Here is an 18,299-nt window from a genome sequence, read left to right on the forward strand (position 1 = left end):
ACACAAAAAGCGCTGGAGTCGAAGATTGACTTCCAGCGCTTTTGTTTTGCGATTAATTATTTTCGACTACTTGCAACTACTTCTTTTTTGCAGGAGCTTCACCGAGTTCGCTTTGAGCAACTGAAACGTTTACGTTAGCTGCATCAGATTCTGCAGATTCAGAATCAGAAGAATCTCCAGCAACTGCAGCCTTAACAGCGTTAAGCTTTACTTCTCCAGTAACGCGTCCAGCTTCAGCAACGTCATCCAAAGTCTCCTCAACAGCCTTGTAAGCGTTTTCTGCAACATTCAAAGTCACCTGCAAAATAGGAGTCTTCATAGAAACTTTTGCTTCAGACTTAATCTTTCGCAAAGTAGCCAAAGCTTCACCCGCATAAGCCAAAGTATCCGCAGAAACACCGTTTGCAGCAGACTCATACGCCTTAGCGCATGGCCAGCTAGCACGATGCACAGAGCCTTCGCCGTCATGCATCCAGCTCCACACCTCTTCAGTAGCGTAAGGCAAGTAAGGAGCAAGCAAGCGAGCCAAAGCATCGAGTGCAAGACCAAGAGTTGTGCGAGCAGACTTCACAGCAGCTTCACTTGGAGTGCGTCCAGTGGATTCTGCAGTACCGTAAGCACGATTCTTTGCAAGCTCAATATAATCGTCGCAGAATTCCCAGAAGAAGGTTTCGATTGCTTCCAAAGCCTTAGAATGCTCGTAAGATTCAAGCGCATCAGTTGCGGTACGAATAACGGATGCAAGCTTTGCCATAACAGAGCGATCCAATACTTCCGTAACGTCTGCAAAATCCCAGTCCGCGCTAGCAGGCTCAAGAACCTGATGCTCATCATCTTCACGACCAATTGCGAGCGCAAACTTTGTAGCGTTCAAAAGCTTAATCGCAAGGCGACGACCAATCTTCATTTGACCTTCGTCGTAAGTTGCATCCAAGCCAAGTTTTGCAGAAGTTGCCCAGTAGCGCACAGCATCCGCACCAAACTCTTCGATTGGCTTATTTGGCACAACCACGTTGCCTTTAGATTTAGACATCTTCTTATGGTCAGGATCAAGAATCCAGCCAGAAAGCGCAGCATGCTTCCAAGGCAAGCAGCCGTTTTCAAGATGTGCACGATCAACAGTACTAAACAGCCAAGTACGAATGATATCCTGACCTTGTGGACGCAAATCCATTGGGAAAGTAGCCTTAAACAAAGCTTGATTTTCCTCACCTGGCTCTTCCCAACGAGTCACGATTTGTGGAGTTAAGGAAGATGTGGCCCAAGTGTCCATAATGTCTTGCTCAGCAGTAAAGCCGTTTGGCTGGTCTCGCTGAGATTCGTCGAATCCTTCTGGAACGTCAATAGTTGGGTCGATTGGCAAACGATCTTCGCTAGGCGTCAAAGGATGCTCGTAATCCACTTCCCCATTTTCGTTTACTGGATACCATAATGGGAATGGCACACCGAAGAAGCGCTGGCGAGAGATAAGCCAGTCACCATTCAAGCCGTGAACCCAATTCTCATAGCGCACACGCATAAAGTCTGGATGGAAGTTAAGTTCCTTGCCGCGCTCAATAAGCTCAGCGTTTAGCTTTTCGTCTGTGCCACCGTTCTTTAAGTACCATTGACGAGAAGTGACGATTTCCAAAGGCTTATCGCCCTTTTCGTAGAAGTTCGTCATGCGCTTTGTTGGCTTTGGATCGCCATCCATATCTCCAGCTGCTTGCAAAGCTTCAACAATTTCCTTACGAGCAGAGAACGTGGTTTTGCCGGCAATTTTCTCGAACATTTCGCGACCGGATTCATCCGTAATCCAATCAGGAGTCGTCATTACAATGCGACCGTTACGCTGAATAATTGGTCGAGTTGGCAAATTCAAATCGCGCCACCACTCAACGTCAGTTACGTCACCGAAAGTGCAGCACATTGCAATGCCAGCACCCTTGTCCATTTGAGCAGCAGAATGCGCCAAAATCGGAACCTTCACCTTAAACAGCGGTGAATAAACTTCTTGACCAAAGTACTTCTTGTAACGCTCATCTTCTGGATTTGCAATTAAGGAAGTGCATGCAGCAAGCAATTCTGGGCGCGTAGTTTCAATATAAATTGGCGTACCATCTTCAAAACGGAACGCAATCTTATGGTAGAAACCAGGATATTCGCGCGATTCAAGCTCAGCCTGAGCAACTGCAGTCTGGAATGTAACATCCCACAAGCCTGGAGCGTCTTTTTGATAAGCTTCTCCGCGAGCAAGATTGCGAAGGAATGCTTTTTGCGCAACTCTGCGAGGCTGCTCGCCAATAGTGTGGTAAGTTTGCGACCAGTCTACAGAAAGACCGAGCCTGCGCCACAATGCTTCAAAAAGCTTCTCATCTTGAGAAGTTAAGCGCTCACAAAGCTCAATAAAGTTCTGTCGGCTTACAGGAACCTGATCCTTAGCTTCAATTTTCTTGCCTTCAGTGCCTTCAAAAGGCGGCTTAAAATCATGGTCATACTTCAACGAAGTGTCTACGCGCACGCCGTAATAGTTTTGTACGCGGCGCTCTGTTGGCAAACCGTTATCGTCCCAACCCATTGGGTAGAACACGTCAAAGCCTTGCATACGCTTATATCGCGCAATAACATCCGTATGCGTGTAGGAGAATACGTGACCAACATGCAAGTGTCCACTAACTGTTGGAGGTGGAGTATCGATAGAATATACGGCCTTACGGTCGCGAGAATTATGGAATGCGTAAGTCTTAGCTTCATCCCAATTGCTACGCCACTTGTCTTCAAGACCATCAACGCCAACTTTGTTAGGAAGAGGCGTTAAATGTGCGTGCTTTACTGTGTTGTTATCCTGTTCACTCATGAACTGAATATTAGAAACTCAGCGCGACAACGCAAATCTTACGCTTTTCTATTTCACAACTACGCTTTGCAATGGCAGAAGCTGATCCGTCATATTCTTTGTGTAACCGCTTATATTAGATTTCACAGCCATTATGCTTTTACGAGCATAAAGCCAGTGCGCTGCAGCATTATTGCTTACTTCGCGAGCATATGCACGAGCATTTGCCTCATATTCGCTTGCATTCTTAGAATGAACTGCATCTGCCCAAGCTTGTTGAGCACGCGCGTCTTGCAAAACGAACGGAGAACCGCTTTCTGCAAACATACCTTCATCTAAAGTACGATTACTCGTAGTAAGCGCAAGATCATACTTACCTTCACTAATACGCTTACGCATAGTTTGTTGATCAACTTCTTCAAGATTGACCTTAAAACCGCTCACGGAACTAATCTGTTTTGAAAGCTCGCGCCCAACTCCACCTTCGCCTTGTGAAACAAGGAAAGTAATAGTTCCTAAATATCTTGCGCTAAAGTAGTGGAACAAAGGAGCAGCTTTGCTTGGATTATAAGGATACAATCCATTTAAATCTTCATAACCAGTTGAAAGAGGATCAATAGGTCCTCCTACTGGAACACCACCATTGCCATCAGCTGCAAGTACAGTTTGCGCATTCAAAGCGTATCTCGCAGCTTTACGAGCCTGCTCATCGCAGAAAATCGACGAAACTGTTGTATTTATTGCAATAAATCGCACTCTTGTGCTCTGACCCTCTACCATTTGCGTATTAGCAACAGCAGCAAGACGCTTATTTTCGCTACCTTCAAGCGGAACTGCCATTTGAATATTGCCCTTTTCCATTGCCTCAGCTAGAGCAGTATCGCTATTGAAATATTGCAAAGTAATACTTGCACAAGAAGCAGGGGTTCCCCAATATTTATCGTTGCGAAGTAATACTAAAGAATTGCCTTTATTGTAATCACTTACAGTGAAAGGACCTGTGCCAAGAGCAGCACTTGCATAGTCGATCATCGATTTTGTGTCATAGACAATGCCAACACGTCCAGCAAGACGACGTAGAAGTAAAGCATCTGGATTATTAAGAGTGATTACTAGAGTGTAATTATCTGGATTATTAACGGTTTTAATATTTGAAAGCGCGCTATAACCAGGATAATTATTTGTTATGCCTTGTTTCAAAGATTCTAATACGGAATTGGAATTCATCTCACTACCGTTAAAGAAACGCACGCCTTGACGCAAATTAAAGCGATATGTTAAGCCGTCTTTCGAAATATCCCATGACTTCGCGAGACCCGGTTGCAAACTATTATCATCGCCACGTTTAACAAGAGTTTCGTAAACATTACCAATTAAAGCTTGCTGTAAAGCGTCACTATCGTCTTTTCTAATATCAAGAGATTCAGGAGCAGTACGCAAACCAACTTTTAGCACTGAGTTACTAGCTGGATGCATTATTGAAGCAAAAGGCGAATGACCTTGGTATATTTGCCATCCACACCACAAAATGCCGCTCATTATTACTGACACAACCACAAACACAACCCATGGCATCCAGTCTGTATTAACTCGAGCATGAGCTGACCTGGAAGCACGATACGCATATTTGCCTGTTCTTGACATAACTTACAGTCTATATCAATATCGGAATTGGAAACAACACGCTTTAAATAATTGCTGACGGACATGTTGCATTTAAAGGGCATGAAACACATTTTGGATTCCGAGCAGTGCAAATTTTTCTGCCGTGCAAAATAAGTCTATGAGAAAGATTAGTCCACTCTTTAGGAGCAAAATAAGCTGTTATTTCGCGTTCAATAGCGACAGGATTTGGATGAGCCTGAACCTTACGCCAACCAAGACGCCCTGTAACACGTATTACGTGAGTGTCTACAGGAAACCCCGGTAATCCAAATGCGTTGCCAAGAACGACATTGGCAGTTTTACGGCCAACACCTGGCAACGATATTAAATCTTCCATATTTGATGGCACTATACCAGAAAAATTATTAAGCAAGCATGCAGATAATGAAATAATGTTCTGTGCTTTTACTCTATAAAATCCGAGAGGGTAAATAATTGACTCAACTTGAGATACAGGAGCAGCAGCTAAAGAACTCGCGTTGGGAAAAATAGAAAAGAGTTCAGGAGTCACAATATTTACGCGCTTATCTGTAGTTTGCGCGCTTAATACAGTAGCAATTAGTAGCTCAAACGGATTTTTGAAATTTAATGCACACTTCGGTTCCGGTATTTCTTTGCACAATAAATCGTATTCTGCATAAATACGAGCTAATTTCGCTTGTTTTGATTCTCGCATATTAGAGCTTCAATAAATCGTTATTGTTCAGGCTGCTTATCTGCATCATTTTCAGAATCATCTTCAATGCTGCTTTCGGAAATTTCGCTATTCTCGTCTGATTCCGAAGGATCGAAGCGATAGCCAACATTACGCACTGTGCCAATCAAATGTTCATATTCAACACCAAGTTTTGCACGAAGCCTACGAATATGGACATCTACAGTACGAGTGCCACCGTAGTAGTCGTAACCCCATACTTCTTGCAACAAATGAGTGCGAGTAAACACCCTGCGCGGATGCTGCACAAAGTATTTCAGCAATTCAAATTCTTTATAAGCTAAATCAACAGGATGACCATGCAAACTCACTGTGTAGCTACGCATATCTACAACGAGATCTCCAGAACGCATAGTTCCATTGTCTGAATTGAAAGAATCATCAATTTCAGAGCCTTGCGAATGCACAAATAAATCATCAGAAGATCCGTGTTGCAAAGAAGCCAAACGCAAACGACCTTCTACTTCTGCAGGAGAAGCATTAGTTAGCACAACATCAGAAATGTTCCACGAAGGATTTACTACAGTAAAACCACCCTCAGTTATAACTAATATGACAGGAACCGTAATATTTGCAACACGCAGAGAAGAACACATTGATTTAGCGAGAGCTAAATCCTCACGCGCATCAAGCAAAAGAATGGTTTGTGCAGGTAGTTTTGCCAAACTTGACGTATCCAAAGAAAGTAAACGCACTTTATGAGATAACAAAGTAAGTGAAGGTAAAACTGAAGAGGGAGAAGCACACGAAGTCATCAATGTGATATCAGTCATATGATGCCTCCAACAAACAATTGATGTAGTAGCAAATTCAGCCTTTACAGGAATTGTAAACCATACTGCGAAAAATAGCGATAAGCGCAACACTTGCGTCTTCCGAAGATAAAAAATATCAACACAATAAAGCGCAGTGCAGGTTATAGGCTACATTAGTAAATAAACAAAGTAATTTGTTAATATTTTATGGGCATATTACGCTTTATAAATATAAAACTTACAGCACTAGGGAGTGTGTATGAGCAATGAAACACGTATCTGCAATGACAAGATGCAGAAAAATGATAATTCTTGCGTAAATGTTCAAAAACATACACGTATACCTAGCATGAACGCATTGGCGATGTTTATAAGCCAAATTTTTGTTGTAGTACTTCTCGCAATTGCAGCGATATTGCCAATTGCAACAGCAAAAATAACACTTATGTTATGCCTTATCATAATGCTTATATTTATAGCGTTGTGGCCACTGCGCGGAAATTTAATTGACAGAGCTATTGCATTATGCGCAGGAATTGCTTCTGCATGGTTTGCAACTGGAGTATTAAAGGTATGGCTGCCAAAAAGCGTCGTCATTGATAACGAAACTGTGTCAATGAGTAAGTTTATTGCTGCAATTCACCCTTACGAACGTTGGGCTGTATCTTTTGCTCTAATTCTTGTAGCAGCAACATTTGTGACATTCTTGAGGCAAATGCTGCGCGAGAATCGCACAAATTTAGTACGAAATCTTTCGCACACGTTGACTGCAAGTATTGCTTGTGCAGCACTTCCGGGTTGGCTATTTTTGCCGTCAATTATTAGCTTTATACCATCGCTTCGCAATTTAAACGCTGGAATACTCGTTATAGTACTGTGCATATTTATGCTAATCGCGCTATCAGGACTTTCATATTTATGGGTTCGCAACAATTATGAAGAATACAAAACTGGAATTATTGCGCACGATATCGCTACTTCTATATTGCCAATAATGCTTTCAGGAATGCTTGTGTATATTGCAGGTCTTGGAATGCTAGTAGCTGCTTAAAATTATTTAAAGCGTATGTAACGTTACGTTTTAATTTACTTTTGAAATCACCTGCTTACATAAAAACGTCGAAAACACGGTATGTGTCTTCGACGTTTTATTTAGACTGTAATTTTATTGTTTTGCTTATTAAAAGCGAAACTTATTTTTCGCTTTCTTCCAAGCGCTTGCGAGCTGCAACGATTTCCTTCTCAGCCTGCTCTACACCAGCCCAGAAGTCACCAGGAAGAACTTCCTTACCTGGCTCCAAAGCCTTGTACTGCTCGAAGAAGTGCTTGATTTCAGCCTTGTGATACTCGTTCACGTCATCGATATCCTTGATGTCGTCGAAACGAACGTCTGCTGGAACACACAAAACCTTGTCATCTCCGCCAGCTTCGTCAACCATGTGATACAAGCCAACGGCGCGGCACTCAACAACGCATCCTGGGAACACAGAATTTGGAATCATAACAAGAGCGTCGAGTGGATCGCCATCTTCGCCCAAAGTGCCATCAATATAACCGTAATCATCTGGATAACCCATAGCTGTGAAAAGAGTGCGATCCAAGAATACGCGACCAGTTTCGTGATCCACTTCATACTTGTTCTTAGAACCGCGTGGAATCTCTACCACAACGTTAAAAGTTTCTGCCATTTTGGCTCCTTTGATAACTTTAATAACAATTCATATAACTGTTCTATCTCACTTTAGCGCGCACCGACGAACGACAACAATAGAGCATGCAATACAAAATTTTGTTAACAAATTTCATTAAATAATAAACGTTTTGTATCCCTTACAGAAGTAGCATAAAATCACATATTTTTAGCGCATCCTAGGCATATCAACAAGACACGCTTTAAGCTATAAAAGTGTCTTAATACGCAGTTACTATTGCTACGTTTTACACACGATATGTTGCACACATACCAGTATGGTTACCGAAGCGTAGGCAAGATGACAAAAAAGAGATGCGTGAACACTTCCACTGTTTCACAAGCAGATCAATCCTTCAAAACAAAGAAGGTTACTGCAGAAAAAAATGCTAGTAAAACGAACTCAACTAATCTTTCATCAAAAGCAAATAATACAGTAGAAAAATCTATTACCGTAGAAAAAACTATTAATAGCGCAAAAGCTGAAAATAAACAATCATCTACTTTACCTACAAATACTGTTTCGAAGCGAAATAAAGCAATAGACGGTTTAAGAGCTCTAGCAATTATCGGTATTGTGTGTTTTCATATGCGCCCAAGCCTTCTTACGGGAGGATTCCTTGGAGTAACACTGTTTTTGGTATTGGCAGGATATTTTTGCACGAGATCAGTTCTGCACTATTTAAACGCAGATAAAAACGCAAAAAATGCAGAAAATATCGAAGATAATAATAAAAATACTCAAGGAATCAAGCATTACTGGGAATATTTACTAAAGCGCGTAAAAAGAATTTGGCCATCGACACTTGGAATTATCGCTATAACAGCACCAATTATGTGGCTTTTTTCGCCAAGTCTACTGCCAAAGTTACAAGCAGATGCTCTTTCAGGCTCCGGATTCTTTAGCAACATAATGTATGTTGCTCGTAAACTTTCATATTTTGAACAGTCCGGATTACCTTCTCCTATCAAACATCTTTGGTATCTCGGACTTATAATGCAAGCTTTTGTTATATGGCCTATTATCCTTGCTGCACTTATTAAATTCGTGCGTAGCAAGCTAGTACGCATGTATATCACAGCAGGCTTAGCAATACTTTCTTCTATTCTTACTTTTACTTTTTCCTACTTATTTGACAATTACACAACTCCAGCTCGCGTCTACTATTCTCTAGATACGAGAGCATCAGAATTCTTAATGGGCGCAATGTTAGCAATGTACGGCGCTTGGTTTGCAAAACATTCATTCCACGCGTGGCTTATTCATGCATTACATTTGCTAATTGGCAAAAAGAACATATCTGTCAGCTTAGCTTCATCAGTTAAGTTAGATAGTAATGCAGATAGTAGTGTAGATAATTCAGCACTAACGAAAAAATCAGATAAATCCTACGCAAATAACGAAAAAGCATTTGCTGAAGATGGAATACCTGCTGACTTGCGCGAAGGATTACAAATTGATTTATCAGATAATAGTGTAGCTCCAGATATACAAGAACTTCCAAATAACGCATTCAATAAGCCAAAAACTGTTTTTTATAATCCACTTCATGCATGGCAGAGATCTTGCATTGGACTGTTGGCAACAATTGTGTTGTGCTACTGCTTCGTGTATGCAGAAGGCACATCTTCAGTATTTGTTTTCGGCGGATACACAATAACAGCAGCCACTTGCACACTAATACTGTGGTCTTGCACGCAAACTGATAATATTTGCTCAAGAATATTTTCATGGGCTCCGCTCGCTTATATCGGCAGACGCTCTTTTGCAATTTATTTAGTTCACTTCCCTGTTCTTGAATTATTCAACCCAGCAAATAGAACAACTGCTGTATCTACAGGCGAGCAAGTCTTTCAGGCACTAGTAATAGTTGCACTTGCAGAATGCTTGTATCAGTTATTTGAAAAGCCAATAAAAGATCAACAATTATTTAAGCTTATCCGCTCTGTTTCACTAACTTTGTGCTGCATAATTATTGTGTCGTTAATTATCTTGCCAGTAAATTGGCAAGATATTGCTAAGCATAGGTCAATGCAGCTTCGCCCAGAATTGACAGCACAAGTAGCTCAATCTTCATTGTTAAATAAAAAACTTACTGCTTTTGACAAAACTAATTCTAAGCAAAAAACAAAAGGAAAAGCAGTTCCAAAAGGTGTGCAAAAGGATGTAGTAAAACAGTCTCTTCCACCTACACCATCGAAGTATCGTATTCTCTTCCCTATTGCAGAAAAAGTTCCACGAAATCTTGTTACTACTCATACGCGAATCGACAAACGACGCAACACTTGTTCCGTGAACTTAACTATGGTTGGAGATTCTATTACTGAAGGCGCTAAACCATATTTGATGCAAGTTATGCCTAACGCTTATATAGATGGAAAAGTGAGTAGACAAATTTTCCACGGAGCTGATGAATACGAGAAAGATATTTCTGTAAAACACGCTGGAGATGTGGTAATTTTCGCTCTTGGAACCAACGGCCCTCCTCGTGACGATAGCGTGCTTCAACACATGGTTGATGTTGCAAAAGGTAGACCTGTTTACTTCGTTACCACACGAGTTCCGCAACCTTGGCAGGATACGACGAACGATAGCTTACGCAAGTTCGCAGCAACTCACCATAATGTTGGCATTATAGACTGGCATGGTTTGAGTAACGGTCACTCAGAATATTTGACTGACGATGGAGTTCACTTAACTCCAGTCGGCGGTCCGCAATACGCGAAAATGATTCGTTTAGCAGTGTGCGGTGGCTGAAAATTAGAGTTATAGCGCGCTAAAACTTTTTAATACTGTTATTAAGCGTAATAAATTGCGTTTTGCGTGGTGAAAATAGCTACGAAATATTACGATAGTATGTATGACTGAGTTGAGGACACTACATGATTCGCAAGACGCTGGGGAAAGCGTATCTACTTGGACGAATCCTTTGCGCGATCCGCGTGATTTGCGTTTAGCTCGTATTGCGGGCCCGTGCAGCCTAGTAATTTTTGGCATTACTGGCGATTTAGCACGCAAAAAACTTATGCCAGCAGTATATGATTTAGCTAATCGCGGTCTTTTGCCTCCAGGATTTGGTTTAACTGGTTTTGCAAGACGCGATTGGACGGATGAGCATTTTGTAAACTTTGTGCGCGAAAATATTGAGCAGCATTGCAGAACGCCATTTCGTGAGTCAACTTGGATTAATCTTGCTAAAGGCATACGTTTCGTGCGCGGTACTTTTGACGACGCGTCCGCGTTTGAGCGTTTAAGCAAAACAGTAAACGAGCTTGATAGGGATCGTGGAACTCGCGGAAATCACGCTTTTTACATGTCTATTCCACCTTCCAGCTTCCCGGTTGTTGCGCAACAACTTGCAGCATCAGGTCTTTCGCACTCTTCTGAACATGCTTGGCGACGCGTAATTATTGAAAAGCCTTTTGGACACGATTTAGCGAGCGCACGAGAGTTGGATCGCGTTGTTTCTGAAGTTTTTGATCCTAATTCTGTGTTCCGAATTGACCATTATTTGGGCAAGGAAACTGTGCAAAATTTGCTTGCTTTTCGCTTTGCTAACGCAATGTATGAGCCGATTTGGAACGCGAATTACGTCGATCACGTGCAAATTACAATGGCTGAAGATATTGGCATTGGCGGAAGAGCCGGATACTACGACGGAATCGGCGCTGCACGTGACGTGATTCAGAACCATTTGCTTCAACTTATGGCACTTACCGCTATGGAAGAGCCTGTAAGTTTCCGCGCTAGCGATTTGACTGCTGAAAAAACAAAAGTATTATCTGCAATCCGACTACCTCAAGACTTGGCTGCCAATACTGCTCGAGGACAGTATGCAGCAGGATGGCAGGGCTCTTACAAAGCTGTTGGATACTTGGAAGAACAAGGCATTGATCCTAAAAGCACTACTGAAACGTATGCTGCTGTGCGACTTGACGTTGATACTCGCCGTTGGGCTGGAGTTCCGTTCTACTTGCGAACCGGCAAACGTTTAGGCAAGCGCGTTACGGAAATTGCTGTTATTTTTAAGCGCGCTCCGCATTTGCCGTTTGAGTCTACTGCTGTGCGCGAACTTGGCAGTAACGCTATTGTGATTCGAGTGCAGCCAGACGAGGGCGTTACTATGCGCTTTGGTGCGAAAGTTCCTGGCGGCACAGCTATGGAAGTTCGAGACGTTTCTATGGACTTTAGTTACGGACGCTCTTTTACTGAAAGTTCCCCTGAAGCTTACGAGCGCTTGATTCTTGACGTACTTCTTGGCGAACCACCGCTATTCCCAACTACGCAAGAAGTAGATTTAAGTTGGAAAATTCTTGACCCTATTGAGGAATTCTGGAGTTCGCTTGGCACACAACCGCAACCATATCGCGCTGGAACGTGGGGTCCAGCAGAAGCTGATGCTATGCTTGCTCGAGATAATCGCCATTGGAGGCTGCCATGATTATCAACCTTCCTGATACTAATACAAGCAAAATTGCAGCAAAAATCGACGAATTGCACGAAGAGCGCGGCGAATCTGCTACTGGTCGAGTGCTCACTTTGCTTATTGATACAACTCTTAAAGAGTTAGAGCATGCACTTGATGCAGCAAACGCAGCTAGTCGCGAGCATCCTTGTCGAGTTATTGCAATGGTTAGAGATTGGTCTAGCGAGCACGCTGCTGAGCGCGGTGAGGTTGTGCCGAATCTCGATGCTCAAGTGCGTTTTGGCGCAGATGCTGGAGCTGGTGAAATTATTATTTTGTATCCGCACAACGGTTTAGTTCGTCATCCGGATACGCTTGTTATTCCACTACTTGTGCCAGATGCACCGGTTGTTGCATGGTGGCCAACAAACGCTCCGGAAGATCCTGCTAACGATTTGCTTGGAGCTATGGCAAGTAGCAGAATTACTGACGCACAGCGAGCAGACGATACTCTTAAAACTGTGCAAAACTTGCGCAAAAACTGGTCTCCGCAAGATGCAGATTTGTCTTGGACGCGTTTAACTCCTTGGCGCGCGTTACTTGCTTCTATGCTCGATCAACCTCCACATTTGCCTATTCTTAGCGCGAAGGTTGTGGGTCCTACTCATTACGTGTCTTTGCACTTACTGGCAGCTTGGCTTAAGAGTAGCTTGCATGTTCCTGTAGAAATAGTTGAAAATCCTGAAGCTCAAGCTATTACTTCCGTAACTTTAGAACGCGAGGATGGCACATTGTCACTCACTCGCCCTGCTGGCGGAGATCAAGCTTTGATTAGTCTGCCTGGACAGGCTGCACAACCTATTGCGCTTCCTATTCGCACTCTGGATGATTGCTTAAGCGAAGAATTGCGACGCATTGATCCTGACGAAATTTACGCGCAGCTGGTGCGAGATAATCCTGCAGAAAATGCGTGAAACATTACGTGAAACAACGTATGAAACAGCGTGTGAAATATTTTTAATTGCATAAAAGGAACAACTATGACAAATAATGAAGTTACTTTTGCACATAACGCAAGTATTTACGGATACGATAATCGCGATGTGCTTGCAGCTGTTGCAGCACAACGCTTGGTGACTCTTATTATGGAATCACAGAATGATGTGCAAAATCTCAATAAACCATTCCATTTACTTCTTACTGGCGGCACAGATTCAATACGCATGTTCCAAATGCTTGCTAGCAATCCGCTTTTGCCAGCAATTAATTGGAATTTAGTGCATATTTGGTGGGCAGATGAGCGTTTCGTAGCTTATGATAGCGAGGATCGCAACGCGCGCAAGGCTCGCGAAATATTTCTTAACTTACTTACTTCTAACAAAGCTTTGGCAGAATCTCATATTCACGAAATGCCTGCAGATGAGCGTAATGCGGAGGAAATCGCAACATCCAGCGACGCTGAAAATGACGCTATTTTAGATGCTGCAGCGCGCGTCTATGAGGAAGAAATCGTGAGCATATTTGGCAAAGAACCAGTGTTTGATTTAGCAATTCTTGGTATGGGTCCGGATGCACATATGGCTTCACTTTTCCCAGGATTACCGCATGTCAACAATCGCGAGCGCATTGTTGTTGGCGTAAACCACTCCCCTAAACTTCCTCCAATGCGCTTGTCTCTTACAGTTCCTGTGCTGGCTCACAGTCGCCGCACTTGGTTCTTGACTGCCGGAGTAGAAAAAGGCGCTGCTTTGATGAATGTACTTTCTGGTGATAATAATCCAGAATATCCTGCGTCTTTTGCAAACGGAACTGACGAAATCTGCTGGTTTACTACAGCAGAAACTTTGCAAGCTGCAATTCAATAATCTGCATAATATTCAGCAAGTCAAAAATTAAATGCGCTACATAAATTGGCGCAAATGCGAAAATAGCATGTTCAAAACATGGCGCATTTGCGAAAATCGACCCCTAAAAACATGGCGCATTTGCGAAAATCCGCTTGACAAAACATGGCGCATTTGGGAAAATCTTTATAAAACCGTTGAAATTACAGGGAAAACTGCATTCGGTAACACTTGAACAAATCAAACACAAATTTACAATCTAAGAAAGAGCACAAAAACCGCATGTTTGATAGAAAAATATACAAAGAAATGCTGAAATGGAAGCATGAATATGCACCAAATTATGCGCTTTTTCTTAAGGGTGCAAGACGAGTTGGCAAAACAACGTTAGCTGAAAAACTTGGCAAAGAAGAGTATAAGTCTTATATTCTTATTCGTTTCGATCAAACCGAAGAAGATATTAAGCAACTTTTTATAAACAGTCTAAGAGATTTAGATACTCTATTTAACACAATACAGTTAGCTTACAATACCAGACTTTATAAGCGTGAATCTCTTATAATACTTGATGAAATACAACTATTCCCACAAGCACGGCAAGCAATAAAAACTCTACTAGAGGACGCTCGCTATGATTACATTGAAACAGGCTCACTTGCTTCTATTACGAAGAAAAGTAAGGATATTCTCATACCTTCGGAAGAGTGCACATTAGAAGTACTGCCACTTGATTATGAAGAATACTTATTAGCGAACAATAAAGATTTAATTTTCTCTACTATTAAAGATCACTTTGAATCACTCAAACCTATGGGCAGTATGCACCAGAGCATAATGAAGTCTTTCAGAGAATACATGCTGGTTGGCGGAATGCCACAAGCTGTTCAAGCATACGTTGATACAAAAGATTTTGCGAAGGTTGATTTTGCTAAACAGCAAATAATCAATCTTTATAAGCAAGATATGCAAGATCAGGAAGAAGAGAATCCCAGTTACGTAACTAATTTTTTCGACAGGATTCCTGCAGAACTTTCCAAACACGACAAGCGTTACATGCTATCTCACGTAGATTCCAACGCGCGTATTAAAGAGTATAGAGATCCAATACGCTGGCTTGAAGAAGCTATGATAGTAAATATTGCAAACAGCGTTGAAGACCCAAGTGTAGCTTTGAATCTATCTACTATCAACCCTTCCTTCAAATGTTACATGATGGACACAGGACTTTTAACTTCATTAGCCTACAAAGATAGACCTTACCTAGAAAACGAGCTTTATAAAGCAATTCTGCTAGACAAATTACATATTAATGAAGGAATGATAATAGAAAATATTGTCTCACAGTGTCTAAAAGCAAATGGACATAATGCTTATTTTTACAAAAAAACAAGTACCGATACCAAAAAAACAGTGATGGAAATAGATTTTCTCTTACGAAAAAGCAACAAGATTATTCCAGTAGAAGTGAAATCTGGTAGTAGTAGTAAAAGTGTGAAGTCAATAACAAACTTTATGGAATCTTTTAGTAAAACTAGCAGCGAAGGAATCGTGCTTCACCATGGAGAAATTAAACGCGAAGGTAAACTGCTTTACTTACCGTACTACATGGCTTCTGTGTTGTAAAAACAAAGCGTCGCATGCGGAATTTATACATGCGACGCTTACTAAATAATTATTTTTAGATTATTTATAAATATTATTTGATTTAATCTTGCTTTACTTCTGGGCGATTAGGATCTGCCCACAAAGTGTGGAATACGCCTGGCTCGTCAATGCGACCGTAAGTGTGAGCGCCGAAGAAATCGCGCTGAGCCTGAATAAGCGAAGCCGGCAAACGCTTTGAACGCAAGCCATCGTAGTACGCAAGCAAGCTAGAGAATGCCGGAACAGGCACGCCATGCTCAACTGCACGCGCAATAACACGACGCCAAGCAGCTTGAGACTTTTCAATTGCATCCTTAAAGTAAGGAGCAAAGAGCAAAGAAACGCTTGCTTCACCGGACTCAAAAGCCTCGGAAACGCGGTTCAAGAACTGAGCACGAATAATGCATCCACCACGCCAAATGCGAGCAACCGCAGCCTGGTCAATCTTCCAATCATGCTCAATTGCAGCAGCAGCAATCTCGTCGAATCCCTGAGCGTAAGAAACAATCTTAGAAGCGTACAAAGCTTGGCGAATATCCTCAATAAACGCCTTACGCTCAGCATCGCTCAAATCAAAATGCACATCCGGACCAGTCAAACCCTGGCTTTCAGCAGCTTCTCGCAAAGCAACCTGGCTGGAAAGTCCGCGAGCAAACACAGCTTCAGCAATACCCGTAACCGGTATGCCGAGCGAAAGCGCAGATTGTACAGTCCAAGTACCAGTGCCCTTCATGCCAGCGTGATCCACCATCATCTCAACCAAAGGCTTACCAGTCTTAGCATCCTTCTGACGAAGCACATCCGCAGTAATCTCAATCAAATAAGAATCAAGCTCGCCCTTATTCCATTCGCTAAACACGTCTGCAATTTCGTCGGACTTCATGCCCAAGCCTCGAAGCATTAAATCGTAGCTTTCGGCAATAAGCTGCATATCCGAGTATTCAATGCCATTGTGAACCATCTTCACAAAGTGGCCAGCACCATCAGTACCAATATGCGTTACGCAAGGTTCACCTTCAGCAACAGCAGCAATAGACTTCAAAATAGGACCAAGAGTCTTCCAAGATTCCTCAGTGCCACCAGGCATCATCGAAGGACCACGCAAAGCACCTTCTTCGCCGCCAGAAACACCGCAACCAACGTAATGAAGACCACGCGCGCGAATGTCACGCTCTCTGCGAATCGTATCTTCAAAATAAGAGTTTCCGCCGTCGACGATAATATCTCCAGGCTCCATAGCATTTGCAAGTTCTTCAATCACAGCATCAGTAGGAGCACCAGCTTTTACCATAATTATTGCGGTGCGCGGACGCTTTAGAGAAGCCACAAACTCTTCAACAGTTTTTGAAGGCACAAAAGCGCCTTCACTGCCATGCTCATTCATTAAAGTTTCAGTGCGCGAATAATGACGATTATAAACAGCTACTGTATTTCCATGATGCGCAAGATTACGCGCTAAATTCGAACCCATGGCAGCCAAACCAACAACACCAATATTTGCCTGAGCTTGAGTCATAATGACACCTCTTATCTTGTACTTGTTTTGTTATTTGCACGCATGCTTTGCGCACCCAAGCAATCTGCATTATCTACAAAATGCACAATTTTTTATTTTGCGTTACGCCCCTTCAAGAAACGCACTTAATAATTTTATAGGCGGATATGCACAAGGCTTAACAATATACAAGCTAAGTAGTTTCAAATATAAATTTTGTGAAATAAATTACATTTTTAATCGTTAAAACTAAGCTCATATTCACTTCATAAAACACGACACGCTTACAAACACGCTATTTTTAGCTATTTTAAATAATAACTATATATAGTGTTTACACAGTCGACACACCACTATAAATAGTGCTTATTCAGAGTAAGCTAACTACTTGGCTTTTGTCGATACAACACGGAATTGCAAAATTCCCCATCACCAGAGGAGATTGAAATGACTATCACAGTGTTTACTAAACCTCATTGCCCACAGTGTGATGCAACTAAGCGACAGTTCACAAAACTTGGAGTGAACTTCGAAACTGTAGACTTATCAAAAAGCCCTGAATCACTCGAACAGTTAAGAAATGCAGGATACCGTCAAGCTCCAGTAGTAATTGCTCCTGACGCATCCTGGAGTGGGTACCGTCCAGATCTAATTGCGCAAATTGCGGATAAACTCGGAACTTCCGCAGAAACAGCAAAAGAAGCATAAGAAATGTGTGAACAAGAAAGCATCACAAAACCAAGCGAGCCTGAATCACGCGCACAAGGCGAATCAATCGGAGCTGTAGTTTATTTTTCTTCCGTCTCCGAAAATACACTACGATTCGTAAAAAATTGCGATTTTCCAAGCAATAACGTGAACGTATATCGCATACCACTTCGTCCTAAAGAGCCGGAATTAAACGTGCGCGAACCGTACGTGCTAATCGTACCAACTTACGGCGGCGGAAATATTGCAAAAGCAATACCAATGCAAGTACGCAAATTCCTAAACAATCGCGAAAATCGTTCGTTTATTCGCGGAGTAATTTCTTCCGGAAATACGAATTTTGGAGAAGCATATTGCGCTGCAGGCGGTCAAATTGCAGGAAAGTGCGGAATCCCGAATATGTACTCGTTTGAACTCACGGGAACTGCAGAAGATATAGAAAAAGTAGCGCAGGGCATACCGAGATTTTTAAAACAACTCAAAGAAACAGAACAAACGAAATAAACAAAATAAACAAAATAATTAAAAGAAACAAAACAAAAAGCGTTTGAAAAAGCAAAAT

The 18,299-nt window shown here is 42.1% G+C and carries 14 protein-coding genes; 8 read left to right on the forward strand and 6 right to left on the reverse strand.

The window, feature by feature from the left end; translation table 11 throughout:
• Positions 1–76: 76 nt before the first annotated feature.
• From valS to HXT34_RS05355, 4 genes are all read right to left on the reverse strand, one after another.
• Entirely contained in the window at positions 77–2,836 is a 2,760-nt protein-coding gene (valS, locus tag HXT34_RS05340; RefSeq protein WP_421784725.1) for a valine--tRNA ligase, read from the reverse strand.
• Between the two features lie 48 nt (positions 2,837–2,884).
• Positions 2,885–4,372 (reverse strand): ABC transporter substrate-binding protein, encoded by a 1,488-nt coding sequence (locus HXT34_RS05345; protein ID WP_415683551.1) that lies wholly within the window; start codon positions 4,370–4,372, stop codon positions 2,885–2,887.
• A gap of 130 nt (positions 4,373–4,502) precedes the next feature.
• Positions 4,503–5,156: an endonuclease III gene (gene nth, locus HXT34_RS05350; protein ID WP_415689054.1), complete on the reverse strand. Its 654-nt coding sequence runs from the start codon at positions 5,154–5,156 to the stop codon at positions 4,503–4,505.
• A 20-nt stretch (positions 5,157–5,176) separates the two neighbouring features.
• Positions 5,177–5,968, reverse strand: coding sequence for a response regulator transcription factor (locus HXT34_RS05355; protein WP_415683245.1), 792 nt, complete (start codon positions 5,966–5,968; stop codon positions 5,177–5,179).
• Between the two features lie 241 nt (positions 5,969–6,209).
• Here HXT34_RS05355 and HXT34_RS05360 point away from each other — a divergent pair, with 241 nt between their 5' ends.
• Positions 6,210–7,001 (forward strand): beta-carotene 15,15'-monooxygenase, encoded by a 792-nt coding sequence (locus HXT34_RS05360; protein ID WP_415683244.1) that lies wholly within the window; start codon positions 6,210–6,212, stop codon positions 6,999–7,001.
• A 142-nt stretch (positions 7,002–7,143) separates the two neighbouring features.
• On the opposite strand, the gene HXT34_RS05365 is transcribed toward HXT34_RS05360, so the two are convergent.
• The gene (locus HXT34_RS05365) at positions 7,144–7,638 is read right to left on the reverse strand and encodes an inorganic diphosphatase (protein WP_004105658.1); all 495 of its coding nucleotides are present in this window, start codon (positions 7,636–7,638) and stop codon (positions 7,144–7,146) included.
• A gap of 303 nt (positions 7,639–7,941) precedes the next feature.
• Between HXT34_RS05365 and HXT34_RS05370 the strand changes: the two genes are divergently transcribed.
• The 5 genes from HXT34_RS05370 (at position 7,942) to HXT34_RS05390 (ending at position 15,513) form a co-directional block, all read left to right on the forward strand.
• Positions 7,942–10,398, forward strand: coding sequence for an acyltransferase family protein (locus HXT34_RS05370; RefSeq protein ID WP_421784728.1), 2,457 nt, complete (start codon positions 7,942–7,944; stop codon positions 10,396–10,398).
• A 103-nt stretch (positions 10,399–10,501) separates the two neighbouring features.
• On the forward strand, positions 10,502–12,082 hold the full coding sequence (gene zwf / locus HXT34_RS05375; RefSeq protein WP_421784730.1) for a glucose-6-phosphate dehydrogenase: 1,581 nt from the start codon (positions 10,502–10,504) through the stop codon (positions 12,080–12,082).
• Positions 12,079–13,020 (forward strand): glucose-6-phosphate dehydrogenase assembly protein OpcA, encoded by a 942-nt coding sequence (locus tag HXT34_RS05380; protein WP_421784732.1) that lies wholly within the window; start codon positions 12,079–12,081, stop codon positions 13,018–13,020. Before zwf ends, HXT34_RS05380 begins: the two co-directional genes overlap by 4 nt.
• Before the next feature lie 66 nt (positions 13,021–13,086).
• Complete coding sequence (gene pgl / locus HXT34_RS05385; protein ID WP_421784734.1) at positions 13,087–13,911, forward strand: 6-phosphogluconolactonase; 825 nt, start codon at positions 13,087–13,089, stop codon at positions 13,909–13,911.
• Positions 13,912–14,172: 261 nt separating this feature from the next.
• Entirely contained in the window at positions 14,173–15,513 is a 1,341-nt protein-coding gene (locus tag HXT34_RS05390; RefSeq protein WP_421784736.1) for an ATP-binding protein, read from the forward strand.
• An 82-nt stretch (positions 15,514–15,595) separates the two neighbouring features.
• Here HXT34_RS05390 and gndA read toward each other — a convergent pair whose 3' ends face one another.
• The gene (gene gndA / locus HXT34_RS05395) at positions 15,596–17,050 is read right to left on the reverse strand and encodes an NADP-dependent phosphogluconate dehydrogenase (protein ID WP_391496201.1); all 1,455 of its coding nucleotides are present in this window, start codon (positions 17,048–17,050) and stop codon (positions 15,596–15,598) included.
• 426 nt (positions 17,051–17,476) lie between these two features.
• Between gndA and nrdH the strand changes: the two genes are divergently transcribed.
• Entirely contained in the window at positions 17,477–17,737 is a 261-nt protein-coding gene (gene nrdH / locus HXT34_RS05400) for a glutaredoxin-like protein NrdH (RefSeq protein ID WP_119527179.1), read from the forward strand.
• Between the two features lie 3 nt (positions 17,738–17,740).
• Positions 17,741–18,241, forward strand: a complete 501-nt coding sequence (nrdI, locus tag HXT34_RS05405) for a class Ib ribonucleoside-diphosphate reductase assembly flavoprotein NrdI (protein ID WP_421784739.1) — start codon at positions 17,741–17,743, stop codon at positions 18,239–18,241.
• The last annotated feature ends 58 nt before the right edge of the window (positions 18,242–18,299 follow it).

Origin of the sequence: Gardnerella sp. DNF00983 (assembly GCF_049244265.1) — a bacterium.
Lineage (GTDB): Bacteria > Actinomycetota > Actinomycetes > Actinomycetales > Bifidobacteriaceae > Bifidobacterium > Bifidobacterium vaginale_J.